Here is an 18,961-nt window from a genome sequence, read left to right as displayed (position 1 = left end):
TCTATATCCCCCCTTGTTTTCGATCTTCATTTAATACTTGAGCAATATGTTTTACATCAATTGGATAACCATTACGTGTTAAACGTCCTTTTATATTCATTAAGCAGCTACAATCCATCCCAATTAACAATTCCGCACCGGTTTCCATAATATGCTTTACTTTTTCTTCAACCATTTGCTCAGAGATTTCTGGCATTTTCACCGAGAATGTCCCTCCAAATCCGCAACAATCATAATTATGCGGCAATGAAACAACTTCCAGTCCCTTTACACACTTTAATAGTTTTTGCGGTGGTTCCTTAATCCCCATTAATCGGCTCATATGACAAGATGTATGAACCGTTGCTTTTTTATGAAGCTCCGCACCTAAATCTTCTTTCCCTAACACTTCAACTAGAAATTGTGTGAATTCATATGTTTTATTTCCAAGTTCAGTAGCTTTTTTCTTTCAATCCGCTTCACTTTCAGAAAATAAGCTAGAAAACTCGTGAACCATCATAGCGCAAGACCCCGATGGTGCCACAACATATTCTGAACTAGCAAAGGCTTCAATCATATGTTTTGCAGCTGTTTTTGTTTCTTTCACATACCCGCTATTATAAGCAGGTTGTCCGCAGCAAGTTTGAGTTTTTGGAAAATCAACTTCACACTCTAAATCTTCAAGAATTTCCACAACATCTTTCCCTACTTCTGGATAAAAAATATCTGCAACACAAGTAATAAATATTGATACTTTCATATTTTGCACCCCTAAATACAGTAAAGTAAGCTCAAGTAACTTTATCTGTATATTATTGGTAAAAAAATTAAAAATATGAATAAAAATAAAAAAAAGTATCCTAAATGTGTAATTTAGGATACTTTTTGTAAAACAAATTAATTTCTATTAAGCAATCGCATACGATAACAATTCATCGTCACTTCCCCAAGCCTTTGCAACAATTGATAATTTGCGTACGCTCCGACCGGGGCACCGATGATCGGGACGAGCTGGAGCATTTTTGCTAAATCGATATAGTCTCGGTATTCTGTTTGGAACTTTTCCCAGTCCATATGATTTTCTTCTTCTGTATCCCACGTTTCAATCGCTTTCCATACTTCTTTTCGGTGATCGTCACTTGAAAAAGCAAGTTGGAAAACGTGAAGAATAAAAAGGCGCTCTTCTTTTTTACTCGTATCAAATCCGTACAATGTTGCTGCATCAAATAAAAATTTTATTTTAATAGTAAGTAATAACGGGAAATCGGCAAGGCCAAGGAGAATACCACCTGCTCCTGTTCCTGCCCCTTCTGCCGCTGCGACTTTTTTGTACTCATCCATTTTTTTACGTACTTCATCGTCTCTTCTTTGCAGTGACCAGTTCGTTTCTTTTAGCTTCGGTTTTATGAAGTTTGATCCAGCACTAATTGTTTGCACCATCATCCGAATCGTTTCTGTTAGTACCTTTTGCACTTTCGCGGGCACTAGTTGTTGCACTTTCACCTGCACTTTTTTAGAGAACCGTGTCATCATAGAAGAACCTTTCATGAATGTAGCTTTCCACTGCTCCAATTCTTTTATAACCTTCTCTTCATATGTAATCATAGGTTCATTCCTTTCAGTTTAAACGCTCAATGCGCTTTGCACCGTATTGATAAACGAAACCAATACTAAATAATATGCTTACTACAAATAAAATGCCGGTCATTATGAAATCTTTCGTCGCAAGTGCAAATATAACTGTAAATACAACGCTGCCGATAATAAGAATCGCATTTAATAAAGTAAGGAAATCTCTCTTCTTCTCGTCTCCCCCTACCGGATATAAATCAAGCCAAACTTTCATACGGTGATGTTTCCAAAGGGTTAAGAGCTGGTAGCCGATTAAGTATAAGAAAACAAGGCTTACGATAAAACGTCCATATAAAAATGGGATGAAGTAAAGAATAATTCCCCCAAGAACGAGTAAACGCATATATAATCCGAAATAGTTACCCGATCTTAAAAATGTTCTCGTATATAAGTATAAATATGTACGTTTCTCACCAATCATCGAAAGAATGAAATCAAGCCATTTCCTACGTGATACTCTCTCTTTTAACGCTGGTACATCAACGAACATATTCGCAATGCGGTACAGCAGCATCATTTTTTTACCTTCTTCAGAAATTAAATACTCCCAGTTTAGCGGCTTTCCTTTCACCTTTTGATGCATAACAGCAAGGTATAGTGCCATAAGAAAGACAATTACACCGGTAAAAATGAATGAAGTACGTTCTACAAGGACGTACACAAATAAGCCGTTTAAGATAAAGCGAATGAACCAATCTGCTTTTTGAACGCTTTGATCTGTTAAAAATGATTTTTCCCACGCTACGAATAAATTCCACGCTTTTACAATGACAAACGCGATTACAATCCATATGTAATTGGCACCTGTTTGTTTCATTTGCTGGAAATATAACGGGGCAAGCGCAGCTGCTACCATTGCGATTATGTATAACTGAATCATAAACGTAAAGAGAAATGCCTTCGTAAAGTAAGGCTTTAACTTTTCTTCAACTGGAAGCAAATACACGAGATCCGCTTCTTTTAATAACGTTTGGATGGACCCAGCTGTTAATACGAGGCCAAGTAAGACTGCCATAACAAACGCTGTCGGAAACGAAGGTGTTAACGTTTGTAACCATTGCTGGTAATAATACGCTCCTGCGCCGATGATAAATACGAAAATAAATTTCAAATGATCATTAAATACGTATTTACTATATGTACGAACTTCTTTTAGAAAGTGCCGAAATCGTTCTTTCCATAACGCTGTGCTATTCATAATCTTCTTCCTTCGTTAACGCAATATAAATATCATCAAGCGTTGCACCAGGCATATTAAACCCGGATTGAAGTTCTGATAATGTTCCCATCGCTCTCACTTCACCTTGATGCAAAATAATGAATGAATCACAATAGCGCTCTGCTGTCGCTAAAATATGTGTACTCATTAAGATGCCCGCACCACTCTTTTTCATTTGATCCATCATTTGAAGAAGTGATTGAATCGCTAACGGATCAAGCCCAACGAAAGGTTCGTCCACAATGTAAAGTGATGGTTCAACTAAAAATGCACTCATAATCATCACTTTTTGTTTCATCCCTTTTGAGAAATGAGACGGAAACCATTTCAAACGATTTTTCATCCGAAACTCTTGTAATAGTTGTCCTACGCGTTCTTCATATTGTTTTTCATCTACACCGTACGCCATCGCTGTTAATTTCAAATGCTCTTCTAACGTTAACTCATCATATAATACTGGCGTTTCTGGAATGAAGGAGAAACTAGAACGGTACGCTGTCATATCATCACGAATTGTTTTCCCATTAATTGTGACAGTTCCTTTTTTCGGCTCCATTAAACCGATGATATGTTTAATTGTCGTACTTTTCCCGGCTCCATTTAAACCGATCAAGCCAACAAGTTCGCCTTTATTAACAGAGAACGAAACATTTTGCAGTACAGGTCGTTTCGTATATCCTCCTGTAACATTTTCTACACGCAATAACTCGCTCATACGACACCACTTTCTTCATTTATATTCATTCACTTTTGTAAGAAATGTATATATTCATCTTACCAAAAATCATGGTGCACTACATAGTATCGATGCCTTCAAAAAAAAATTTAAATTTCTTGGCATATATTTTTACGAAAGCGGACATCATAATTAGTGAAGAAGGAACACATTGAAAAAGCAACCACCAATTGATGAGTACAACAACATAGTGAAGTCATCATGAAATGGGGTGTCCAAGTTGGACAATGAAATTTACACATAACCAGATAATTTGTTTCATTTTCGAAACGGGGTGTCTCCGAAAGAGCATATACTGTTTTAAAAAATAAACAATTTCATTTTAAAAAAAGATTGCAATTCATTTCACTTGAAAATGGGGTGTCTACGGCAGAAACTTTAGCCGATTTACCGTGCATTTCTTAAATAAATGAGGTGTCTGCGAACCGTAAATTATAAAAAATGCTTTTTCAATCCCTCTTCAGAAAACAGGAAGCTGAGTCAGCTTCCTGTTTTTCGTGTTTGTTCTCCTATGTAATTATGGTAAAATACGGCTAAGACTATTTGAAAGGATGAGATCGATGAATCATACAGCGGACAATTGTATTTTTTGTAAAATCATTGACGGGCAAATCCCTTGCTCAAAAGTATACGAAGATGAACATGTACTTGCATTTTTAGATATTAGTCAAGTAACAAAAGGACATACTCTTGTTATTCCGAAAGTTCACAAACAAGACATTTTTGCGTTAACGCCAGAAATCGCATCACATATTTTTGCGGTCGTTCCAAAAATCGCAAATGCAATGAAAGCAGAATTTAATCCAGTTGGTTTCAACCTACTTAACAATAACGGCGAGAAAGCTGGACAAACTGTATTCCACTTCCACCTTCATTTAATTCCACGCTACGGTGAAAACGATGGTTTCGGTGCTGTTTGGAAATCACACCAAAATGAATACACAATGGAAAATTTACAAAACATCGCAAGTACAATTGCAAATAGTGTGAAATAGTGCCACTATAATAAGAAGTAATACATAACAAGCCGATTCCTCTGGCATTTATTGTATGGCTTCTTTCTTCACAAAAAATGCCGGGGGTATGATTTTTTGTGCATAGCATGTACAAGAAAGAAAAGCTCACTTTTCTTCCCCTTGTCTTAAAGATATGCACACTTTTATACATCATGAATACGAACGAAAAATAAGGAGGTTTCCTTTTATGTCAAAAGCTAAATCCTTTATTACAGGTGTACTTTGCGGCGGAGCAGTTGCTGGACTAGCCGTTCTTTTCTCAACTCCTTCTTCTGGTAAAGCTATGCGCGGTAAGCTGAAAGAAAAAGGAACTGATATTAAAAAAACATTAGCTGATATTACAGCTGATACGAAGTTATTAAAGCGTCAAATCGTTGAAACTGCTTCAGAAGGTAAAGAAGTATTCCAAGAACTAAAAGACGATATGCATGACACGCTTTCTAACTGGAAACAAGATATTTCTCAAAACAAACGACATATCGAAAAAGAAATTTTAGACATTCAAAAGTCAATTGAGAAACTACAAGAAGCCGTTCCAGAAAAAGCGTAAACATATTCCTGCTTAGTTTTTTGCATATAACAAATATTTTTCATACGAATTGACCTTAACACGGCATATCACATAGATATGCCGTGTTTTTATGCATTTACAATATATGTTATCCCTTAACATGTAAAGACAACACATGTATTCTCGACTCATAAAACGCTTCCATAGTTATGCATGATTTGTATAGAATGTTATTTTCCCGAAAAATTTTCACAATTCTCACAAAAAGACTTTATTAATTTTTATTTTACTGGCATAATAGATAATAATGAAAAAAGAATGTTAAAGTGGGTGAGTAAATGAAAAGTGGAGAAAAAAATTACTCGGTAAAAGAAGCGATGATTTTCAGCCAACGTATTGCTCAATTATCGAAAGCGTTATGGAAATGCGTAGAGAAAGATTGGCAACAATGGATTAAACCTTACGATTTAAACATTAACGAGCATCATATTTTATCAATCGCTTATCATTTAAAAGGGGCTTCTATTTCTGAGATTGCTAAGTTTGGAGTTATGCACGTATCAACGGCGTTTAACTTCTCTAAAAAGCTAGAAGAACGCGGCTATCTTGTATTCTCTAAAAAAGAAGATGATAAACGAAATACGTACATTGAAATTACAGACAAAGGGGAAGAATTACTACTTCGCTTAATGGAGGAGTATGACCCTGAAAATAATTCTGTTTTTAATGGGGCACTTGAACTTCGTAATTTTTACGGTAAGTTCCCAGAAAATATCGAACTTATTGCGATCCTTCGCAATATTTACGGACAGGACTTCATCGATATTTTTGAGAAATCATTAGAGAATATTGAGGAGAACTTTACGGAGACCGATCAAAAATTAGTTAAGAAATAATCTATTTATCCTTTCGCAATCATGCGTAAGAATTCATTCATAAGTGGCACAAATAAGCCCTGCTTTGCTAGCGCTTCCGCAGTTTCGTGTACTTCGAGCTGATGTGGAAGCGCTTTTTCAAATTGATCTAATAGCGCATCAAACAATAGAAGGCCTTCTGCTTTCTCCACTACATATTGTTCGTTCAGTCTTTCACAAAGTTTTAGTATACGTTCAATGTCTTTTTTACGAGCTTTTTTCTTTATGATTAAAGAATAAAATGGACACTTTTCTTCATCAATCATTTTAAATAGTAGGTCTACGTAGTATTCAGCTTGTTCTAGTCTTCTTACAACGTCCATTTTCTCCCTCGCTTCCTAACACAAAGTCTTCTATTTCTGAATTTTGTAACACGAACAAAATATCGTATGATACAATATATAAAGTATATGTATTTTAGCCAAAAGGAGGTCTCGCCTCATGACTCTTATAACCGTTGTTTTTGTTGCATTCGCACTTCTTGTTATATTTTACACGAATTTCATGACACATACACTGTGTGAGCGAAAACAAATATCTGCGAGCCGCCAGCCCGGTGTCTTTCGAGTTATTAATGTATGTATTACCATTCTATTAATTTCTAGTTATGTAGAAATTATATTTCATGGAAAGTGAGGAAGGAAGCCCCTTCCTCATTTTTTTCCTCTATAAGCAAATTATACCTACTATAACTAATAAAATAAACAGTACAAGTAATAAAATAAGTTTTGAATTCATCCCCCATCCCCTCCTCTTTTCTGTATATGCGACATGCGCCCAATATGGTACCCTTTCAAAATCTGACACAAACTGGTTAAAATTTCTTTATCAATAGGAAAACCCGTCGAAATATGATATATTAAATTTTGTACATATTGCTTATACTATGAAATAAACGACACGCATCTAAACTTTATCCTAAAGCCTCGGTAAGCCCTGTTAAGCGTGCTTTTACATATAAAAAAGCAAAGACATCAGTGAGACTTAATCAGGTTCTTATGAACGAAAATAACCTATCATAAGGCGTTTCTTCATTCGTATGGGATAAATTAAAAATACATAATAGTAGGAGTGTTTATTGAATGAAGAAAGCTATGCTTGCCTTAGCCGCAACAAGTGTAATCGCATTATCAGCATGTGGAACATCATCATCAGACAAAATTGTTACATCTAAAGCTGGTGACATCACTAAAGAAGAGTTCTACAATCAAATGAAGACACAAGCTGGTAAACAAGTACTAAATAACATGGTTATGGAAAAAGTACTTATTAAAAACTACAAAGTCGATGAAAAAGAAGTAGACAAAAAGTTCGATGAAATGAAAAAGCAAGTCGGTGACCAATTCGATACACTAATGAAACAACAAGGCCTTAAAGAAGAAACAGTTAAAAATGGCGTTCGCGCTTCATTAGCTCAAGAACAAGCGATTGAAAAAGCAATTACTGATAAAGACTTAAAAGAAAAATTTGAGGACTATAAGCAAGAAATTAAAGCAAGCCATATTCTTGTAAAAGATGAAGAGACTGCTAAAAAAGTGAAAGAAGAACTTGCACAAGGTAAATCTTTCGAAGAGTTAGCGAAAAAGTACTCTGAAGATCCAGGTTCAAAAGAAAAAGGTGGCGACTTAGGATTCTTCGGACCAGATAAAATGGTAAAAGAATTCGATGAAGCTGCTCGTAAGCTGAAAAAAGATGAAGTAAGTGAACCAGTAAAAACACAGCATGGTTACCATATCATTAAAGTAACTGAGACTCATGCTGACGCAACTTTCGATAAAGCAAAAGCTGACATCAAAAAAGAAGTAGTTCAAGAAAAAACACAAGATGCTCAATTTATGAATGATCTTATGATGAAAGAAATCAAAAAAGCTGACGTAAAAGTTGACGATAAAGATTTGAAAGATCTTTTCGAAGAACCAAAAGCTGACGCTAAAAAAGACGAAAAGAAATAATGAAGTGAAAAAAGCTTGGGTAGCCCCAAGCTTTTTTATTTTGTAGTAGTTTTTTACCGATAAATCGATATACTCCCCCATCTTACTCCATTCAACACAAAAAAACCTTGATTTCGTACAGCACGAAACCAAGGTTTATCTTATTATCATTGATTAAATTAAAAAACTATGTTAAATTAGTACAGAAACGCATTCGATAAAAATAAAAGAATGTATTTATCCGTATCTTAATTGTACACCAAAACACATCTTCAGTCAACCTCTATTTTTCACTTTTAAAGGAGTGCTTACGTATGAACAAAAAACTTGATCAAGAGCAAAAACGATTGGATAACGTAATAGAAACGATTACGGAGCAAATTGATAAACTGGAAAGCGAAACTGGCAGACGCCGGGCAGAAGTAATCAACATTCGTAAACACTTTTGGGATGATGTAAAAGTTAATACTGATACTTTTGACGATTATCTTGAAACAGTTATCAACTTAAGACAACAAGCTCAGTCACTAGCCGTAACACAAATTACCCATAAGCACACCTTTAATCGACTTGCCGCACTACGCCGTATGCATAAAGCACCTTACTTCGGACGAATTGATTTCAAAGAAGAAGGAGAAATTGGTGCAGAACAAATTTATATCGGCGTTGCTACACTTACCGATGCAAGCGGAGAAAACTTTCTTATATACGATTGGCGCGCACCAATTTCAAGTGTTTACTACGATTATCCACCAGGACCGGCTGAATACAGCACACCAGGAGGCGTAATCTGCGGTAATGTGGAGAAAAAATTACAATATATTATTCAGAATGGCGAGATTGATTCCATGTTCGATACGAGCCTCACAATTGGAGATGAAATTCTGCAACAAGCGCTCGGAAAAGGAACAAACAAACATATGCAAAGTATCGTTGCTACTATCCAGCGCGAGCAAAATGAAATTATCCGTCACGATGAAGGGCGACTACTTATCGTTCAAGGAGCTGCTGGTAGTGGTAAAACGTCAGCTGCCCTGCAGCGAATCGCCTACTTACTATATAAATATCGCGAATGGCTAAAAGCAGATCAAATCATTCTCTTCTCCCCTAACTCCATGTTCAACAGCTACGTATCTAACGTACTGCCAGAACTCGGTGAAGAGAATATGCAGCAAGTTACATTCCAGGAATATTTAAACCATAGACTAAGCAAGTCATTTGACGTTGAAGACCCTTATGAGCAATTAGAATATATGCTAACTGAAACGAATAGCGCAAATTATAAAACTCGAAATGCGAGCATTCGATTTAAAGCATCTACTCAATTTTTCGATATGATTAGAACGTACAGACAATCTCTTGAATCTTCAGGCATGCTATTTAGAGGAATGAAATTTAGAGGAAAACTGATTGCCTCTGCTAAAGAAATTACAGAGCAATTTTATAATACTGATTCCTCCCTCCGCTTCCATAATCGAATTGAGAAGTTAACGGATTGGCTAAACAAACAAATAGACACAATTGAAAAAACAGAACTGAAAAAGCCTTGGGTAGAAGAAGAAATTGAACTACTTAGTAAAGATGAATATCAAAAAGCTTATAAATACTTACAGAAAAAAGGCGAGTTTGATGACAACTCCTTTAATGATTATGAAAAAGAAACGAAAGTACTCGGTCGTATGATTGTCCGTAAAAAATTAAAACCGTTGCGTAAAGGCGTTCAAACATTGCGTTTTATCAATTTCACAGGAATATATAAACAACTCTTCACAGATGCATCATGGGTTACTGGCGAAAAGCCTAAAGAATGGGACGACATTTGCTCATTAACTGTGAACATGCTTGATGAAGGAAAGCTACATTACGAGGATGCGACTCCATTTTTACTTTTAAAAGAATTAATTGAAGGCTTCCAAACGAACAGATCCATTAAACACGTACTTGTAGACGAAGCACAAGATTATTCTCCGTTTCAGTTCGAGTTTTTAAAACGTCTCTTCCCTGCCGCAAAAATGACTGTACTCGGAGACTTTAACCAAGCGATATTTGCCCATGCGAGTGAAACAGTTAATTTCAATACACTTACTAGCTTATACGGACCAGATGAAACGAACGGCATTAACTTAACTCGTAGCTATCGTTCAACAAAACCGATAATTGAATTTACACGGGACCTCGTACCTGAAGGAAAGAACATTAATGCATTTGAACGTGACGGTGAAAAGCCTACAGTAACTAAAGTTTCGGATTACAGTGAGCTGCATGAGCGTATCACTTCCAAAGTTGCTGAACTACAAAAACAACAGCACAATACGATCGCAATTATATGTAAATCCGCGGCTGAAAGTGCCGCTGCATACGAGGCACTCAGTCATATCGAGAATATTAAACTTGTGAAAAGTAACTCAGCCGAGTATGAGCAAGGCATCGTCGTTATCCCTGCTTATTTAGCGAAGGGTATCGAATTTGATGCTGTTATTATTTACGACGCTTCTAAAGATGTGTACAGCGATGAGAGCCTACGCAGATTGTTCTACACCGCTTGTACGCGCGCGATGCATGATTTACAGCTTTATAGCGTTGGTGAGGTTAGTCCTTTTGTAACAGGGGCTACTTCGGAGAGTTTTGAACTTGTAACGAAAACACCTTGATCATCATCAAGGTGTTTTTTTCATTCTAAATGACATATCTTTACGTCGATATACACTCAGCACAATCCCCATTAAAAGCGCATGAAATAAAGTTGGTGTTAATCCATAACTAATAAAAGGTAATGATATAGAAGCAATCGGTAATAATCCTATGATCATGCCAACGTTATAAATGAACTGGGCTACAAAAAGAGTCATTCCTCCAACGAGAAGCAATTTACCATACCGATCATTTATTTTATAAGATATGATCATTATCCTTGCTACAAAAAGAGAAAGAATCAAGACAAGGATTAGCGCAAGCACATATCCATAATAGTAAGTCAAACTGGCAAACACAAAATCAGTATCTGGAGCAGGTATGGGCTTTATATTTTCAGATGCACCAAACCAACCTGCTGACGACATTACCTCTTTTAAACGTATATACATAAACCCTGAGCCACCTGCATCTTGCTCTGGATTTAAATACCCTAGAAATCTATCCAAGTGGTATCCTGAGGACCAGGATACGGATACCCTGATAATAAATAAACAAATTGGTACAATTGTAATAATCAATGCCTTTTTCTTTCCTAACTTACTCCACCAAAGCATAATGAATACCATCGTTATATAGATAAAAATTGACGAAAGAGTTGATACAATTAAAAATAAATACAAAGAAAATAAATACAAAACCACAAGATGCATAACCTTTAACCTACTATTATTGAAAAAAGAAGCCCAGGCTAGAAAAAAGAACGGCACTGCCATTAAACAGTCAATTGCAATGGGACCAATTTTCATTAACGGCTCTCCAGTCAATGAAGCGTTTGGAAAGCAGTATAACATTAACAGGATAAGTACTCCAATTGTGTAAAACAACCATCCGAGTCTTTCTAATTTCCGATAATCAATCAGCATCATCCCTAAAGCTGCTACAACACCGAGAATAACAAATATCACCTTGTCCATTAGTAAATCATTCGTATGTCCAAGAGCTACTAGTGGCAAAAAGCCTAATCCCATAGCAATCACTAATAAACTAATAATGAACCAATCAATCTTCGGCTTATGAAGTTTGTTAAGTTCCCTGCCAAGCTTGATCGGACTTCCCATTTGTTCCACAGCTTTATTTTCAGCAATTTCCTCACCTAAACCTTTTTCTATCCACGTGTTCTTCGCCTGTTTTAAGTGAAACTCTAGTTCAGTTGCTACAAAGCTCTTTGCTTCTTTTGATTTAATGTGATTGGTAACTTCGCTTAAAAAACGCTCCCATTTTTTGTTCAATTTTATCTCACTCCTGTACTAATCCTTTTAATATAAACCGTGCCTTCGTAGAATCTTTTTCTGCCTTTCGCAGCATCTTGTTTCCTTTATCATTTAATTGATAATATTTAGCTCCTGAATGATCCCAACTTGATTGGATAAAACGATTCTGTTCTAGCCGATGTAATACGGTATATAAAAACCCTTCATTTCCTTCGAATTTTTGAATCCCTCTCCCTCGTAGTAGCTGTGACAATTCGTATCCTGTTTTTTCATTACTGAGGAGTTGTAAAATCGCTAACGAGATGTCCTCTTCCTTTTCGTGTGATGCATTGATTTTTTCGCGCACCCGCTTTCGGTGTTGATCAGAAAAACTCAAATGTTTAAACGTTGTATTCTCCATTGATTTTCGCAGGCCTTTTAATCGATCTTCCATTTGATTATTCCTCCAATCCTTTCTTCAAAAGCTCCTTCGCTTTTTTCAGTCTCGTTTTTATCGTGTTTTCTTTCACTTCTATTACAATAGCAATCTCTTTAATTGATAGTTCTTCATAATAAAATAGATAAATGACTTCTCGATATTTTATCGGTAAATTCATTACTGCAGAAGCCAGTTCACGGTCCTTCGCATTTTGAATAACAGTTTGTTCGACACTATCATTTTGAACCCCAATATAAGCAGCTTCATCCTCTGTCACGATCACCTTTTTGTTATACCAACTTTTTATGTAGTCCTTACATTGATTAATTGCAATTCTCCACAACCACGTTTTCACATTCGACTTCCCTTTGTATGTATGAAGAGATTTATAACATTTCACAAATATATCTTGCGTTAAATCCTCAGCGACCTCTTTATTATTCACATATGAATACACAAGCTGTAAGACTTCTTGTCCATACTTGTTCATTATTTCATCGATAAGGAGTTCCTTATCTTCTATTTCAAACGCTTCTACCGTTAATTCATCCACATCATTTCCTCCTTCCCATTTATTAGACGACGCACTGTATGGAAAAGTTTTATAAATTCATAAAAAAACGGTTGGAAATGTCCATACCGTTTTGCTCATCCTCTACTATTTAATTTTTTCTAAAACAAAACTTTTAATATTCCCCGCACTTTTTATAGCTTGCGATACGTCTGTTTTATTAAGTTTTTCAAAATAAGGATATTGTAGAAGCAAATTAATAAATTGATTCATTTCAACTCCAATACACTACTACAATTGTTAAGTTATTCAAACGGTATAACAATACTTATTATACCTTTCGTATTCATATCCTGTTAAGCAACAAAAATCTACACTCAGTTAATTTCAGTACACTCTATACAAATATAATAAAACAAAAAACCGCACGAGGGCTCTCCCTCACGCGGTTTATTTTTAAGCTAAAGCAGCTGCTTGCTCTTGTTGATCTACAGGAATTACAGCATCTCTTAACGCTTTTTCTAATTCAGCTGTGTATTTCATTTGCTCTTCTTTGCTCCAGCCTAGTTTCGCAGCCATATAGTTGATTACTGCTTCTTTCCACTCGTATACCCAGTGGATGTTGAAGAATACAGCGCCTCTGCGGCGTACGAAGAAGTCAACTGGTTTCGCTGTCATTTCGTAATCCATTGCGTATACAAGTGGGATTAGAACGTCTAGCGGCATGTTGTATTCTTTCGCTTCGTCTTTATGTTTTTTCGCTAAGTCAAACAGTACGTCAACGTTAGAGCCGTAGAATTTCGCGAATTTTTCCGCTTGTGCTGTCGTTAAACCATATTTCGTACCTTCGCCTGCTTTTTTCGCAACAAATGCCGGGAATCCGTGTGAACCACTTACATGACCACCAGAGATTGGCATATGTTTCGTATCGCTCTTCTTATATGCGCTATGGCCTTCTTTTTGTAATAGATTCGTTACGTAGTCTACTACCATTTCAGCCATTTTGCGGTATCCTGTTAATTTACCGCCCGCGATTGTAATTAAACCAGATTCAGAAGTCCAAATTTCATCTTTACGAGAAATTTCAGATGCATTCTTACCTTCTTCATAAATTAGCGGACGTACACCAGCCCAGCTTGATTCCACATCTTTTTCTGTAATTTTCACGCTTGGGAACATGTAATTAATCGCATTAATGATATATGTGCGATCTTCTGTTGTCATGTGCGGTACAGCTGCGTCTTTATCATAGAACGTATCTGTTGTACCTACGTACGTTTTTCCTTCGCGAGGAATCGCGAACACCATACGTTTATCTGGTGTATCAAAGTAAATTGCTTGCCCTAATGGGAAACGTTTTTGGTCAATTACTAAATGCACACCTTTTGATAACTGAAGTACTTTCCCTTTTTTAGAGTTATCTTTTTCACGAAGTGTATCTACCCAAGGACCAGCTGCGTTTACAATTTTCTTACCGTAAACTTCATACACTTCTCCGTCTAGTAAATCGATTACACGTACACCGCATACTTTTCCATCTTTATATAAGAAACTGTCTACTTTTGCGTAGTTAACAGCTTTCGCACCATGTTCAATCGCTTCTTTCATTACTTCAATTGTAAGACGCGCATCGTCTGTACGATATTCTACGTAGTAACCGCCGCCTTTTAATCCTTCTTGTTTTACAAGAGGCTCTTTATTTAGCGTTTCTTCACGGTTAAACATCTTTCTGCGCTCGCTTCGTTTTACACCTGCTAGAAAGTCGTATACACGAAGACCAATTGATGTACTGAATGACCCGAACGTGCCGCCTGTATGGAACGGAAGTAACATCCACTCCGGTGTTGTTACATGGGGACCGTTCTCATATACGATCGCACGCTCTTTCCCCACCTCTGCTACCATTTTCACTTCAAGTTGTTTTAAATAACGTAAACCGCCGTGTACAAGTTTCGTTGAACGACTTGATGTACCTGCTGCAAAGTCCTGCATTTCAAACACAATCGTTGATAAACCGCGTGTTGCCCCATCTAATGCAATACCAGAACCAGTAATACCTCCACCAATTACGATCACATCTAACTCTTGTTTATTTACTCCATTTAATACGTCTTTACGTTGTTTACTTGAAAATTTCATGGTAATTCCTCCCTTTGATAACGAAAAAAGAGACCACAAGCTCCGCTATAGATTTCGCCTCTATAGCGTGTTGTGGTCTCTCCAAATCTCCTACCGAATTATTAACTTGTCATCATTATAACACTGTTTATGATTATTTGAAAGCTTTAGTTGCTTCAATTGCTTTTTTCCATCCAGCATATAGCTCTTCGCTTGTTTCCGCTTCCATCGTTGGTTCAAAGCGTTTGTCCATATGCCACTGTGCTTTAATTTCATCTTGGTTTTTCCAGTATCCAACCGCAAGACCAGCTAAGTATGCTGCACCTAAAGCTGTCGTTTCATTGATCACTGGACGCTCTACAGGAACGTCTAAAATATCACTTTGGAACTTCATTAAGAAGTTATTTTTAACTGCTCCGCCATCAACGCGTAATGTATTTAGTTCAATACCTGAATCTGCTTCCATTGCGCATAGTACATCTTTCGTTTGGTATGCTAAAGATTCTAGCGTTGCACGAATGAAATGCTCTTTCGTCGTACCGCGTGTTACACCAAACATAGCGCCGCGTACTTCACTATCCCAATACGGTGTACCTAGTCCTACGAATGCCGGTACTATGTATACACCTTCAGTTGATTCAACACGGCTAGCGTACACTTCGCTCTCGCTCGCATCTTTAAACATACGCAGTCCGTCACGTAACCACTGAATTGCAGAACCAGCTACGAAAATACTTCCTTCTAATGCGTAATTCACTTTACCATCTAAACCCCATGCAATTGTTGTTAATAGGCCATGCTCAGAAGCTACTGCTTTTTCGCCTGTGTTCATTAACATGAAACAACCAGTTCCGTAAGTGTTCTTCGCCATACCTTCACCGAAACAAGCTTGTCCAAATAATGCTGCTTGCTGGTCACCAGCTACACCTGCGATCGGTACATTTTGACCGAAGAAGTGATAATCAATTGTTTCTCCATATATTTCAGATGATTGACGTACTTCTGGAAGCATGCTCTTTGGTACTGTTAACATGTCTAGAAGCTCATCATCCCACTGTAAGTCGTGAATGTTAAACATTAATGTGCGTGATGCATTTGAGTAATCTGTTATGTGTGCTTTCCCGCCAGACAATTTCCATACAAGCCATGTATCAATTGTTCCGAATAATAACTCGCCGTTTTCTGCTTTTTCTCTTGCACCTTCAACGTTATCTAAAATCCATTTTACTTTCGTACCAGAGAAGTATGCATCAATTAAAAGACCTGTTTTTTCGCGAACCATCTCGCTATAACCTTTTTCTTTTAACTCATCACAAATTTCAACTGTTTGACGAGATTGCCATACGATTGCGTTATAAATTGGTTTTCCAGTCGTTTTATCCCATACAACCGCTGTTTCACGTTGGTTCGTAATACCGATACCAGCGATTTGTTCTGGCTTCACATCTGCTTCGCTTAAGCAAGTTGCGATAACTGCTAAAATAGATCCCCAAATTTCTTGTGCATTATGCTCAACCCAGCCTGGCTTTGGAAAATGTTGTGTAAACTCTTTTTGAGCTGAATGAACGATTTTTCCTTCTTTATTGAAAAGAATTGCGCGTGAGCTTGTTGTTCCTTGGTCTAATGAAAGAATATATTTTTTCATATCAGTTTCCCCCTATGCTACTTTTCTACTATTTGTAGTAGCTTCACTTTTTTTACTTGTCATATAAGAGATTGCTAATACAATCACAGTTGTAATAATCACATAAATAAGTGCTGAATTTTGTTTTCCTTCAAATACAACTTGATGGAATAATCCTGCAAGTGATCCACCTAGAATTGGACCAACTACTGGGATCCATGCATACTTCCAGTTTGAACCGCCCTTTCCTGCAATCGGAAGGAAGAAGTGTGCAATACGCGGACCTAAATCACGAGCTGGGTTGATTGCGTATCCTGTTGTTCCACCTAATGATAAACCAATACTTACAATTAAGAAACCAACGATAAATGGATTTAAACCATCTGCAAATTTATTTGCTCCAATTGCTAATATACCAAATACTAAAGCGAATGTTCCAATCATTTCACTTAAAAGGTTTGTAAATGTGTTCGGAATTGCTGGACCTGTTGCAAATACACCTAACTTTGTTCCTGGATCTTCTGTTTCTTTCCAGTGTGGTAAGTAATGTAAATATACAAGAACTGCCCCGATAATTGCCCCAATCATTTGTGCTGCGATATACATAGGTACATCACTCCATGGGAACGCTCCCTTAAACGCAAGTCCTATCGTTAAAGCCGGATTCAAATGTGCCCCACTAATTGATCCAACTGCATACGCTGCCATAGCAACCGCTAGACCCCAACCCATTGTAATTACAATCCAACCAGAATCTTTCGCAAACGATTTCTTTAAACTTACACCAGCGCAAACGCCGCCACCAAGTAAGATTAACAATGCAGTCCCTATTAATTCCCCTAAAAATGCTGACATAAAATCCCTCCACAATCAATTTAAATGCTTTCGAAAAGTGATAGAGGTAAAATGAATGGCCATTCGTTTTTTTTCAAAAGAAAAAGATCCACAGCTTACATGCTTCTATATAATATATATAGAAACAATAAAATGTGGATCTCTTCTTTTCTCCGTCACGTTTATTAACTTGTCTATAATGTTAACCTTTAATGAAAGCGGTGTCAACAGAATTTTTTCACATTTTCGTCACTTTTTTTGGTAATGTTTCCATAGTTCTTTTTTCGATGTCGTAATTGCTGTCGCACCAGCATTTAACGCTCTTTCAACGTCTTCTACCGTTCGAATAAAACCACCTGCTAAAATTGGTACACCTGTACGCTCTTTCACCTCAGCAATGACACCCGTTAACGCACCAGGAAGCACCTCTATATAATCCGGCTTCGTCTTTTCTAGCAAATTACAGCTCTTTTCCATTGCGCTAGAATCAATTAAAAAGATGCGTTGAATGGAGACGACACCTTTTTGCTTCGCCTTCATAATTACGCTCGCCTTTGTCGATAATAACCCGTACGGTTTATATTCTTGGCATAAAAACTCCGTCGCATGCCCATCACTTTGTAATCCATGGATCAAATCCACATGTAAAAATACTTTTTTATTATGCTGCTTCGCGAGCGACACAACACTCTTCAATTGACCGACATGAATATCTAAAATAACAATATACTCATACGAACTATGTAATAGCTTCTCCAAATCTTTAATTTGCCTCACTGCCGGCAAAATCTTTTGCTCATGAAATTCCATTCTAAACGTCCCCTTCCTATCTATCCTTTATAGTACACAATTTGGGTGAAAAGAACAGCTAGTGTAGTGGATTTCTTACAAATCTTTCTCTTATCTATATATTTTCTTCAACTTATCAGAAACCGTACCACCTATAATCATTAATAGGAGCGGTAAAAAATTCATTACATATGGTGCATCTGCGACAATTGTAATGCTTGCTCCGGCAAACTTATTTAACGCCCATACAACGATTTTTGTAATAAACAAAAATACACCCAGCATGAATAGACCATCAAAGAACACCTTCCATTTTGGATGCGCTAATTGTTTACTATCTTCAATTACTTTCTGCGTCAACTCTTCATCACTCCTCAATAACTCATCAATTGTAATACCGAACAGATCACTTAAATGAATAATAATTTCAATGCTCGGATAGTTCTTTCCCGTCTCCCATTTCGAAACAGACTGCCTACTTACATGAATTTTTTCAGCCAAATCATTTTGCGACCAATTTCTTTTTTCCCTTTCTTCTTTTAAACGTTCACTAAAAATCATACTGTGTTTATCACCTCTCTATGTCTAGTATGGTCAAATAAATGATGAAGAGTAAAGCTAGTTATCGTTGCATAGGTTGTGCAACTTGTGCGTTACATCTAAAAATGACGCTATGCATCATGTCGATTTCATATGCTTTTCTTCTATAATAATTTCCCGAACAATAATCGTGCTTCTTAACATTGTCGCTTTGTGTCAGTAAGTCGATATATTGAAAAAATCGTTGATATATTTTAGGAAATAAAAAAAGTGGATAACAATAC

18 protein-coding genes and 1 pseudogene are annotated in these 18,961 nt (G+C 36.8%); 6 read left to right on the top strand and 13 right to left on the bottom strand.

Annotated features, from left to right (window positions below; genetic code table 11):
• Position 1: 1 nt before the first annotated feature.
• From JFT95_RS03520 to ecsA, 4 genes and pseudogenes are all read right to left on the bottom strand, one after another.
• Positions 2–739, bottom strand: a pseudogene (locus JFT95_RS03520) ((Fe-S)-binding protein).
• 137 nt (positions 740–876) lie between these two features.
• Positions 877–1,584, bottom strand: coding sequence for an ecs operon protein EcsC (ecsC, locus tag JFT95_RS03515; RefSeq protein ID WP_201051418.1), 708 nt, complete (start codon positions 1,582–1,584; stop codon positions 877–879).
• A 13-nt stretch (positions 1,585–1,597) separates the two neighbouring features.
• Positions 1,598–2,809, bottom strand: a complete 1,212-nt coding sequence (locus JFT95_RS03510; protein WP_088038759.1) for an ABC transporter permease — start codon at positions 2,807–2,809, stop codon at positions 1,598–1,600.
• Positions 2,802–3,545, bottom strand: a complete 744-nt coding sequence (ecsA, locus tag JFT95_RS03505) for an ABC transporter ATP-binding protein EcsA (RefSeq protein WP_001292616.1) — start codon at positions 3,543–3,545, stop codon at positions 2,802–2,804. The genes JFT95_RS03510 and ecsA overlap by 8 nt, the downstream gene beginning before the upstream one ends.
• A 581-nt stretch (positions 3,546–4,126) precedes the next feature.
• Between ecsA and JFT95_RS03500 the strand changes: the two genes are divergently transcribed.
• From JFT95_RS03500 to JFT95_RS03490, 3 genes are all read left to right on the top strand, one after another.
• Positions 4,127–4,561 (top strand): HIT family protein, encoded by a 435-nt coding sequence (locus JFT95_RS03500; protein WP_001016832.1) that lies wholly within the window; start codon positions 4,127–4,129, stop codon positions 4,559–4,561.
• 208 nt (positions 4,562–4,769) lie between these two features.
• A complete protein-coding gene (locus JFT95_RS03495) occupies positions 4,770–5,132 on the top strand; it encodes a YtxH domain-containing protein (protein ID WP_002011120.1) in 363 nt (120 codons plus the stop codon).
• A gap of 299 nt (positions 5,133–5,431) precedes the next feature.
• A complete protein-coding gene (locus tag JFT95_RS03490) occupies positions 5,432–5,989 on the top strand; it encodes an HTH-type transcriptional regulator Hpr (protein WP_002011118.1) in 558 nt (185 codons plus the stop codon).
• Between the two features lie 5 nt (positions 5,990–5,994).
• Here JFT95_RS03490 and JFT95_RS03485 read toward each other — a convergent pair whose 3' ends face one another.
• Positions 5,995–6,330 (bottom strand): YhaI family protein, encoded by a 336-nt coding sequence (locus JFT95_RS03485; RefSeq protein WP_002087170.1) that lies wholly within the window; start codon positions 6,328–6,330, stop codon positions 5,995–5,997.
• 118 nt (positions 6,331–6,448) lie between these two features.
• Here JFT95_RS03485 and JFT95_RS03480 point away from each other — a divergent pair, with 118 nt between their 5' ends.
• The 3 genes from JFT95_RS03480 to helD all read left to right on the top strand — a co-directional run bounded on the left by JFT95_RS03480 (position 6,449) and on the right by helD (position 10,589).
• Entirely contained in the window at positions 6,449–6,643 is a 195-nt protein-coding gene (locus JFT95_RS03480; RefSeq protein WP_000172693.1) for a hypothetical protein, read from the top strand.
• Positions 6,644–7,089: 446 nt separating this feature from the next.
• Positions 7,090–7,959 (top strand): peptidylprolyl isomerase PrsA, encoded by an 870-nt coding sequence (gene prsA / locus JFT95_RS03475; RefSeq protein ID WP_201051416.1) that lies wholly within the window; start codon positions 7,090–7,092, stop codon positions 7,957–7,959.
• 293 nt (positions 7,960–8,252) lie between these two features.
• Positions 8,253–10,589, top strand: a complete 2,337-nt coding sequence (gene helD, locus JFT95_RS03470; protein ID WP_201051414.1) for an RNA polymerase recycling motor HelD — start codon at positions 8,253–8,255, stop codon at positions 10,587–10,589.
• 6 nt (positions 10,590–10,595) lie between these two features.
• On the opposite strand, the gene JFT95_RS03465 is transcribed toward helD, so the two are convergent.
• From JFT95_RS03465 to JFT95_RS03430, 8 genes are all read right to left on the bottom strand, one after another.
• A complete protein-coding gene (locus tag JFT95_RS03465) occupies positions 10,596–11,861 on the bottom strand; it encodes an FtsW/RodA/SpoVE family cell cycle protein (protein WP_201051411.1) in 1,266 nt (421 codons plus the stop codon).
• Positions 11,862–11,868: 7 nt separating this feature from the next.
• On the bottom strand, positions 11,869–12,276 hold the full coding sequence (locus JFT95_RS03460; protein ID WP_201051409.1) for a PadR family transcriptional regulator: 408 nt from the start codon (positions 12,274–12,276) through the stop codon (positions 11,869–11,871).
• A gap of 4 nt (positions 12,277–12,280) precedes the next feature.
• Positions 12,281–12,814, bottom strand: a complete 534-nt coding sequence (locus tag JFT95_RS03455; RefSeq protein ID WP_002011110.1) for a sigma-70 family RNA polymerase sigma factor — start codon at positions 12,812–12,814, stop codon at positions 12,281–12,283.
• A gap of 414 nt (positions 12,815–13,228) precedes the next feature.
• Positions 13,229–14,911 carry an aerobic glycerol-3-phosphate dehydrogenase gene (gene glpD, locus JFT95_RS03450; protein WP_002030199.1) on the bottom strand — a complete coding sequence of 561 codons (1,683 nt, stop codon included), beginning with the start codon at positions 14,909–14,911 and terminating at the stop codon, positions 13,229–13,231.
• A 133-nt stretch (positions 14,912–15,044) separates the two neighbouring features.
• Positions 15,045–16,535 carry a glycerol kinase GlpK gene (gene glpK, locus JFT95_RS03445; RefSeq protein WP_002011107.1) on the bottom strand — a complete coding sequence of 497 codons (1,491 nt, stop codon included), beginning with the start codon at positions 16,533–16,535 and terminating at the stop codon, positions 15,045–15,047.
• 12 nt (positions 16,536–16,547) lie between these two features.
• Positions 16,548–17,369: a glycerol uptake facilitator protein GlpF gene (gene glpF, locus JFT95_RS03440; protein WP_201051407.1), complete on the bottom strand. Its 822-nt coding sequence runs from the start codon at positions 17,367–17,369 to the stop codon at positions 16,548–16,550.
• A 228-nt stretch (positions 17,370–17,597) separates the two neighbouring features.
• A complete protein-coding gene (gene glpP / locus JFT95_RS03435) occupies positions 17,598–18,158 on the bottom strand; it encodes a glycerol uptake operon antiterminator GlpP (RefSeq protein ID WP_000394293.1) in 561 nt (186 codons plus the stop codon).
• 90 nt (positions 18,159–18,248) lie between these two features.
• Positions 18,249–18,698, bottom strand: a complete 450-nt coding sequence (locus tag JFT95_RS03430; RefSeq protein WP_002134790.1) for a helix-turn-helix domain-containing protein — start codon at positions 18,696–18,698, stop codon at positions 18,249–18,251.
• Positions 18,699–18,961: the final 263 nt, after the last annotated feature.

The organism is Bacillus sp. TH17 (assembly GCF_016651125.1).
GTDB classification, from domain to species: domain Bacteria; phylum Bacillota; class Bacilli; order Bacillales; family Bacillaceae_G; genus Bacillus_A; species Bacillus_A mycoides.
This window is presented reverse-complemented; position numbering and strand designations above follow the sequence as displayed.

Bases quoted from the DNA above. Each gene is read 5' to 3' on its own strand.
- ecsC (WP_201051418.1), bottom strand. From the start codon at position 1,584: ATGATTACATATGAAGAGAAGGTTATAAAAGAATTGGAGCAGTGGAAA.
- JFT95_RS03510 (WP_088038759.1), bottom strand. From the start codon at position 2,809: ATGAATAGCACAGCGTTATGGAAAGAACGATTTCGGCACTTTCTAAAA.
- ecsA (WP_001292616.1), bottom strand. From the start codon at position 3,545: ATGAGCGAGTTATTGCGTGTAGAAAATGTTACAGGAGGATATACGAAA.
- JFT95_RS03500 (WP_001016832.1), top strand. From the start codon at position 4,127: ATGAATCATACAGCGGACAATTGTATTTTTTGTAAAATCATTGACGGG.
- JFT95_RS03495 (WP_002011120.1), top strand. From the start codon at position 4,770: ATGTCAAAAGCTAAATCCTTTATTACAGGTGTACTTTGCGGCGGAGCA.
- JFT95_RS03490 (WP_002011118.1), top strand. From the start codon at position 5,432: ATGAAAAGTGGAGAAAAAAATTACTCGGTAAAAGAAGCGATGATTTTC.
- JFT95_RS03485 (WP_002087170.1), bottom strand. From the start codon at position 6,330: ATGGACGTTGTAAGAAGACTAGAACAAGCTGAATACTACGTAGACCTA.
- JFT95_RS03480 (WP_000172693.1), top strand. From the start codon at position 6,449: ATGACTCTTATAACCGTTGTTTTTGTTGCATTCGCACTTCTTGTTATA.
- prsA (WP_201051416.1), top strand. From the start codon at position 7,090: ATGAAGAAAGCTATGCTTGCCTTAGCCGCAACAAGTGTAATCGCATTA.
- helD (WP_201051414.1), top strand. From the start codon at position 8,253: ATGAACAAAAAACTTGATCAAGAGCAAAAACGATTGGATAACGTAATA.
- JFT95_RS03460 (WP_201051409.1), bottom strand. From the start codon at position 12,276: ATGGAAGATCGATTAAAAGGCCTGCGAAAATCAATGGAGAATACAACG.
- glpD (WP_002030199.1), bottom strand. From the start codon at position 14,911: ATGAAATTTTCAAGTAAACAACGTAAAGACGTATTAAATGGAGTAAAT.
- glpK (WP_002011107.1), bottom strand. From the start codon at position 16,535: ATGAAAAAATATATTCTTTCATTAGACCAAGGAACAACAAGCTCACGC.
- glpF (WP_201051407.1), bottom strand. From the start codon at position 17,369: ATGTCAGCATTTTTAGGGGAATTAATAGGGACTGCATTGTTAATCTTA.
- glpP (WP_000394293.1), bottom strand. From the start codon at position 18,158: ATGGAATTTCATGAGCAAAAGATTTTGCCGGCAGTGAGGCAAATTAAA.
- JFT95_RS03430 (WP_002134790.1), bottom strand. From the start codon at position 18,698: ATGATTTTTAGTGAACGTTTAAAAGAAGAAAGGGAAAAAAGAAATTGG.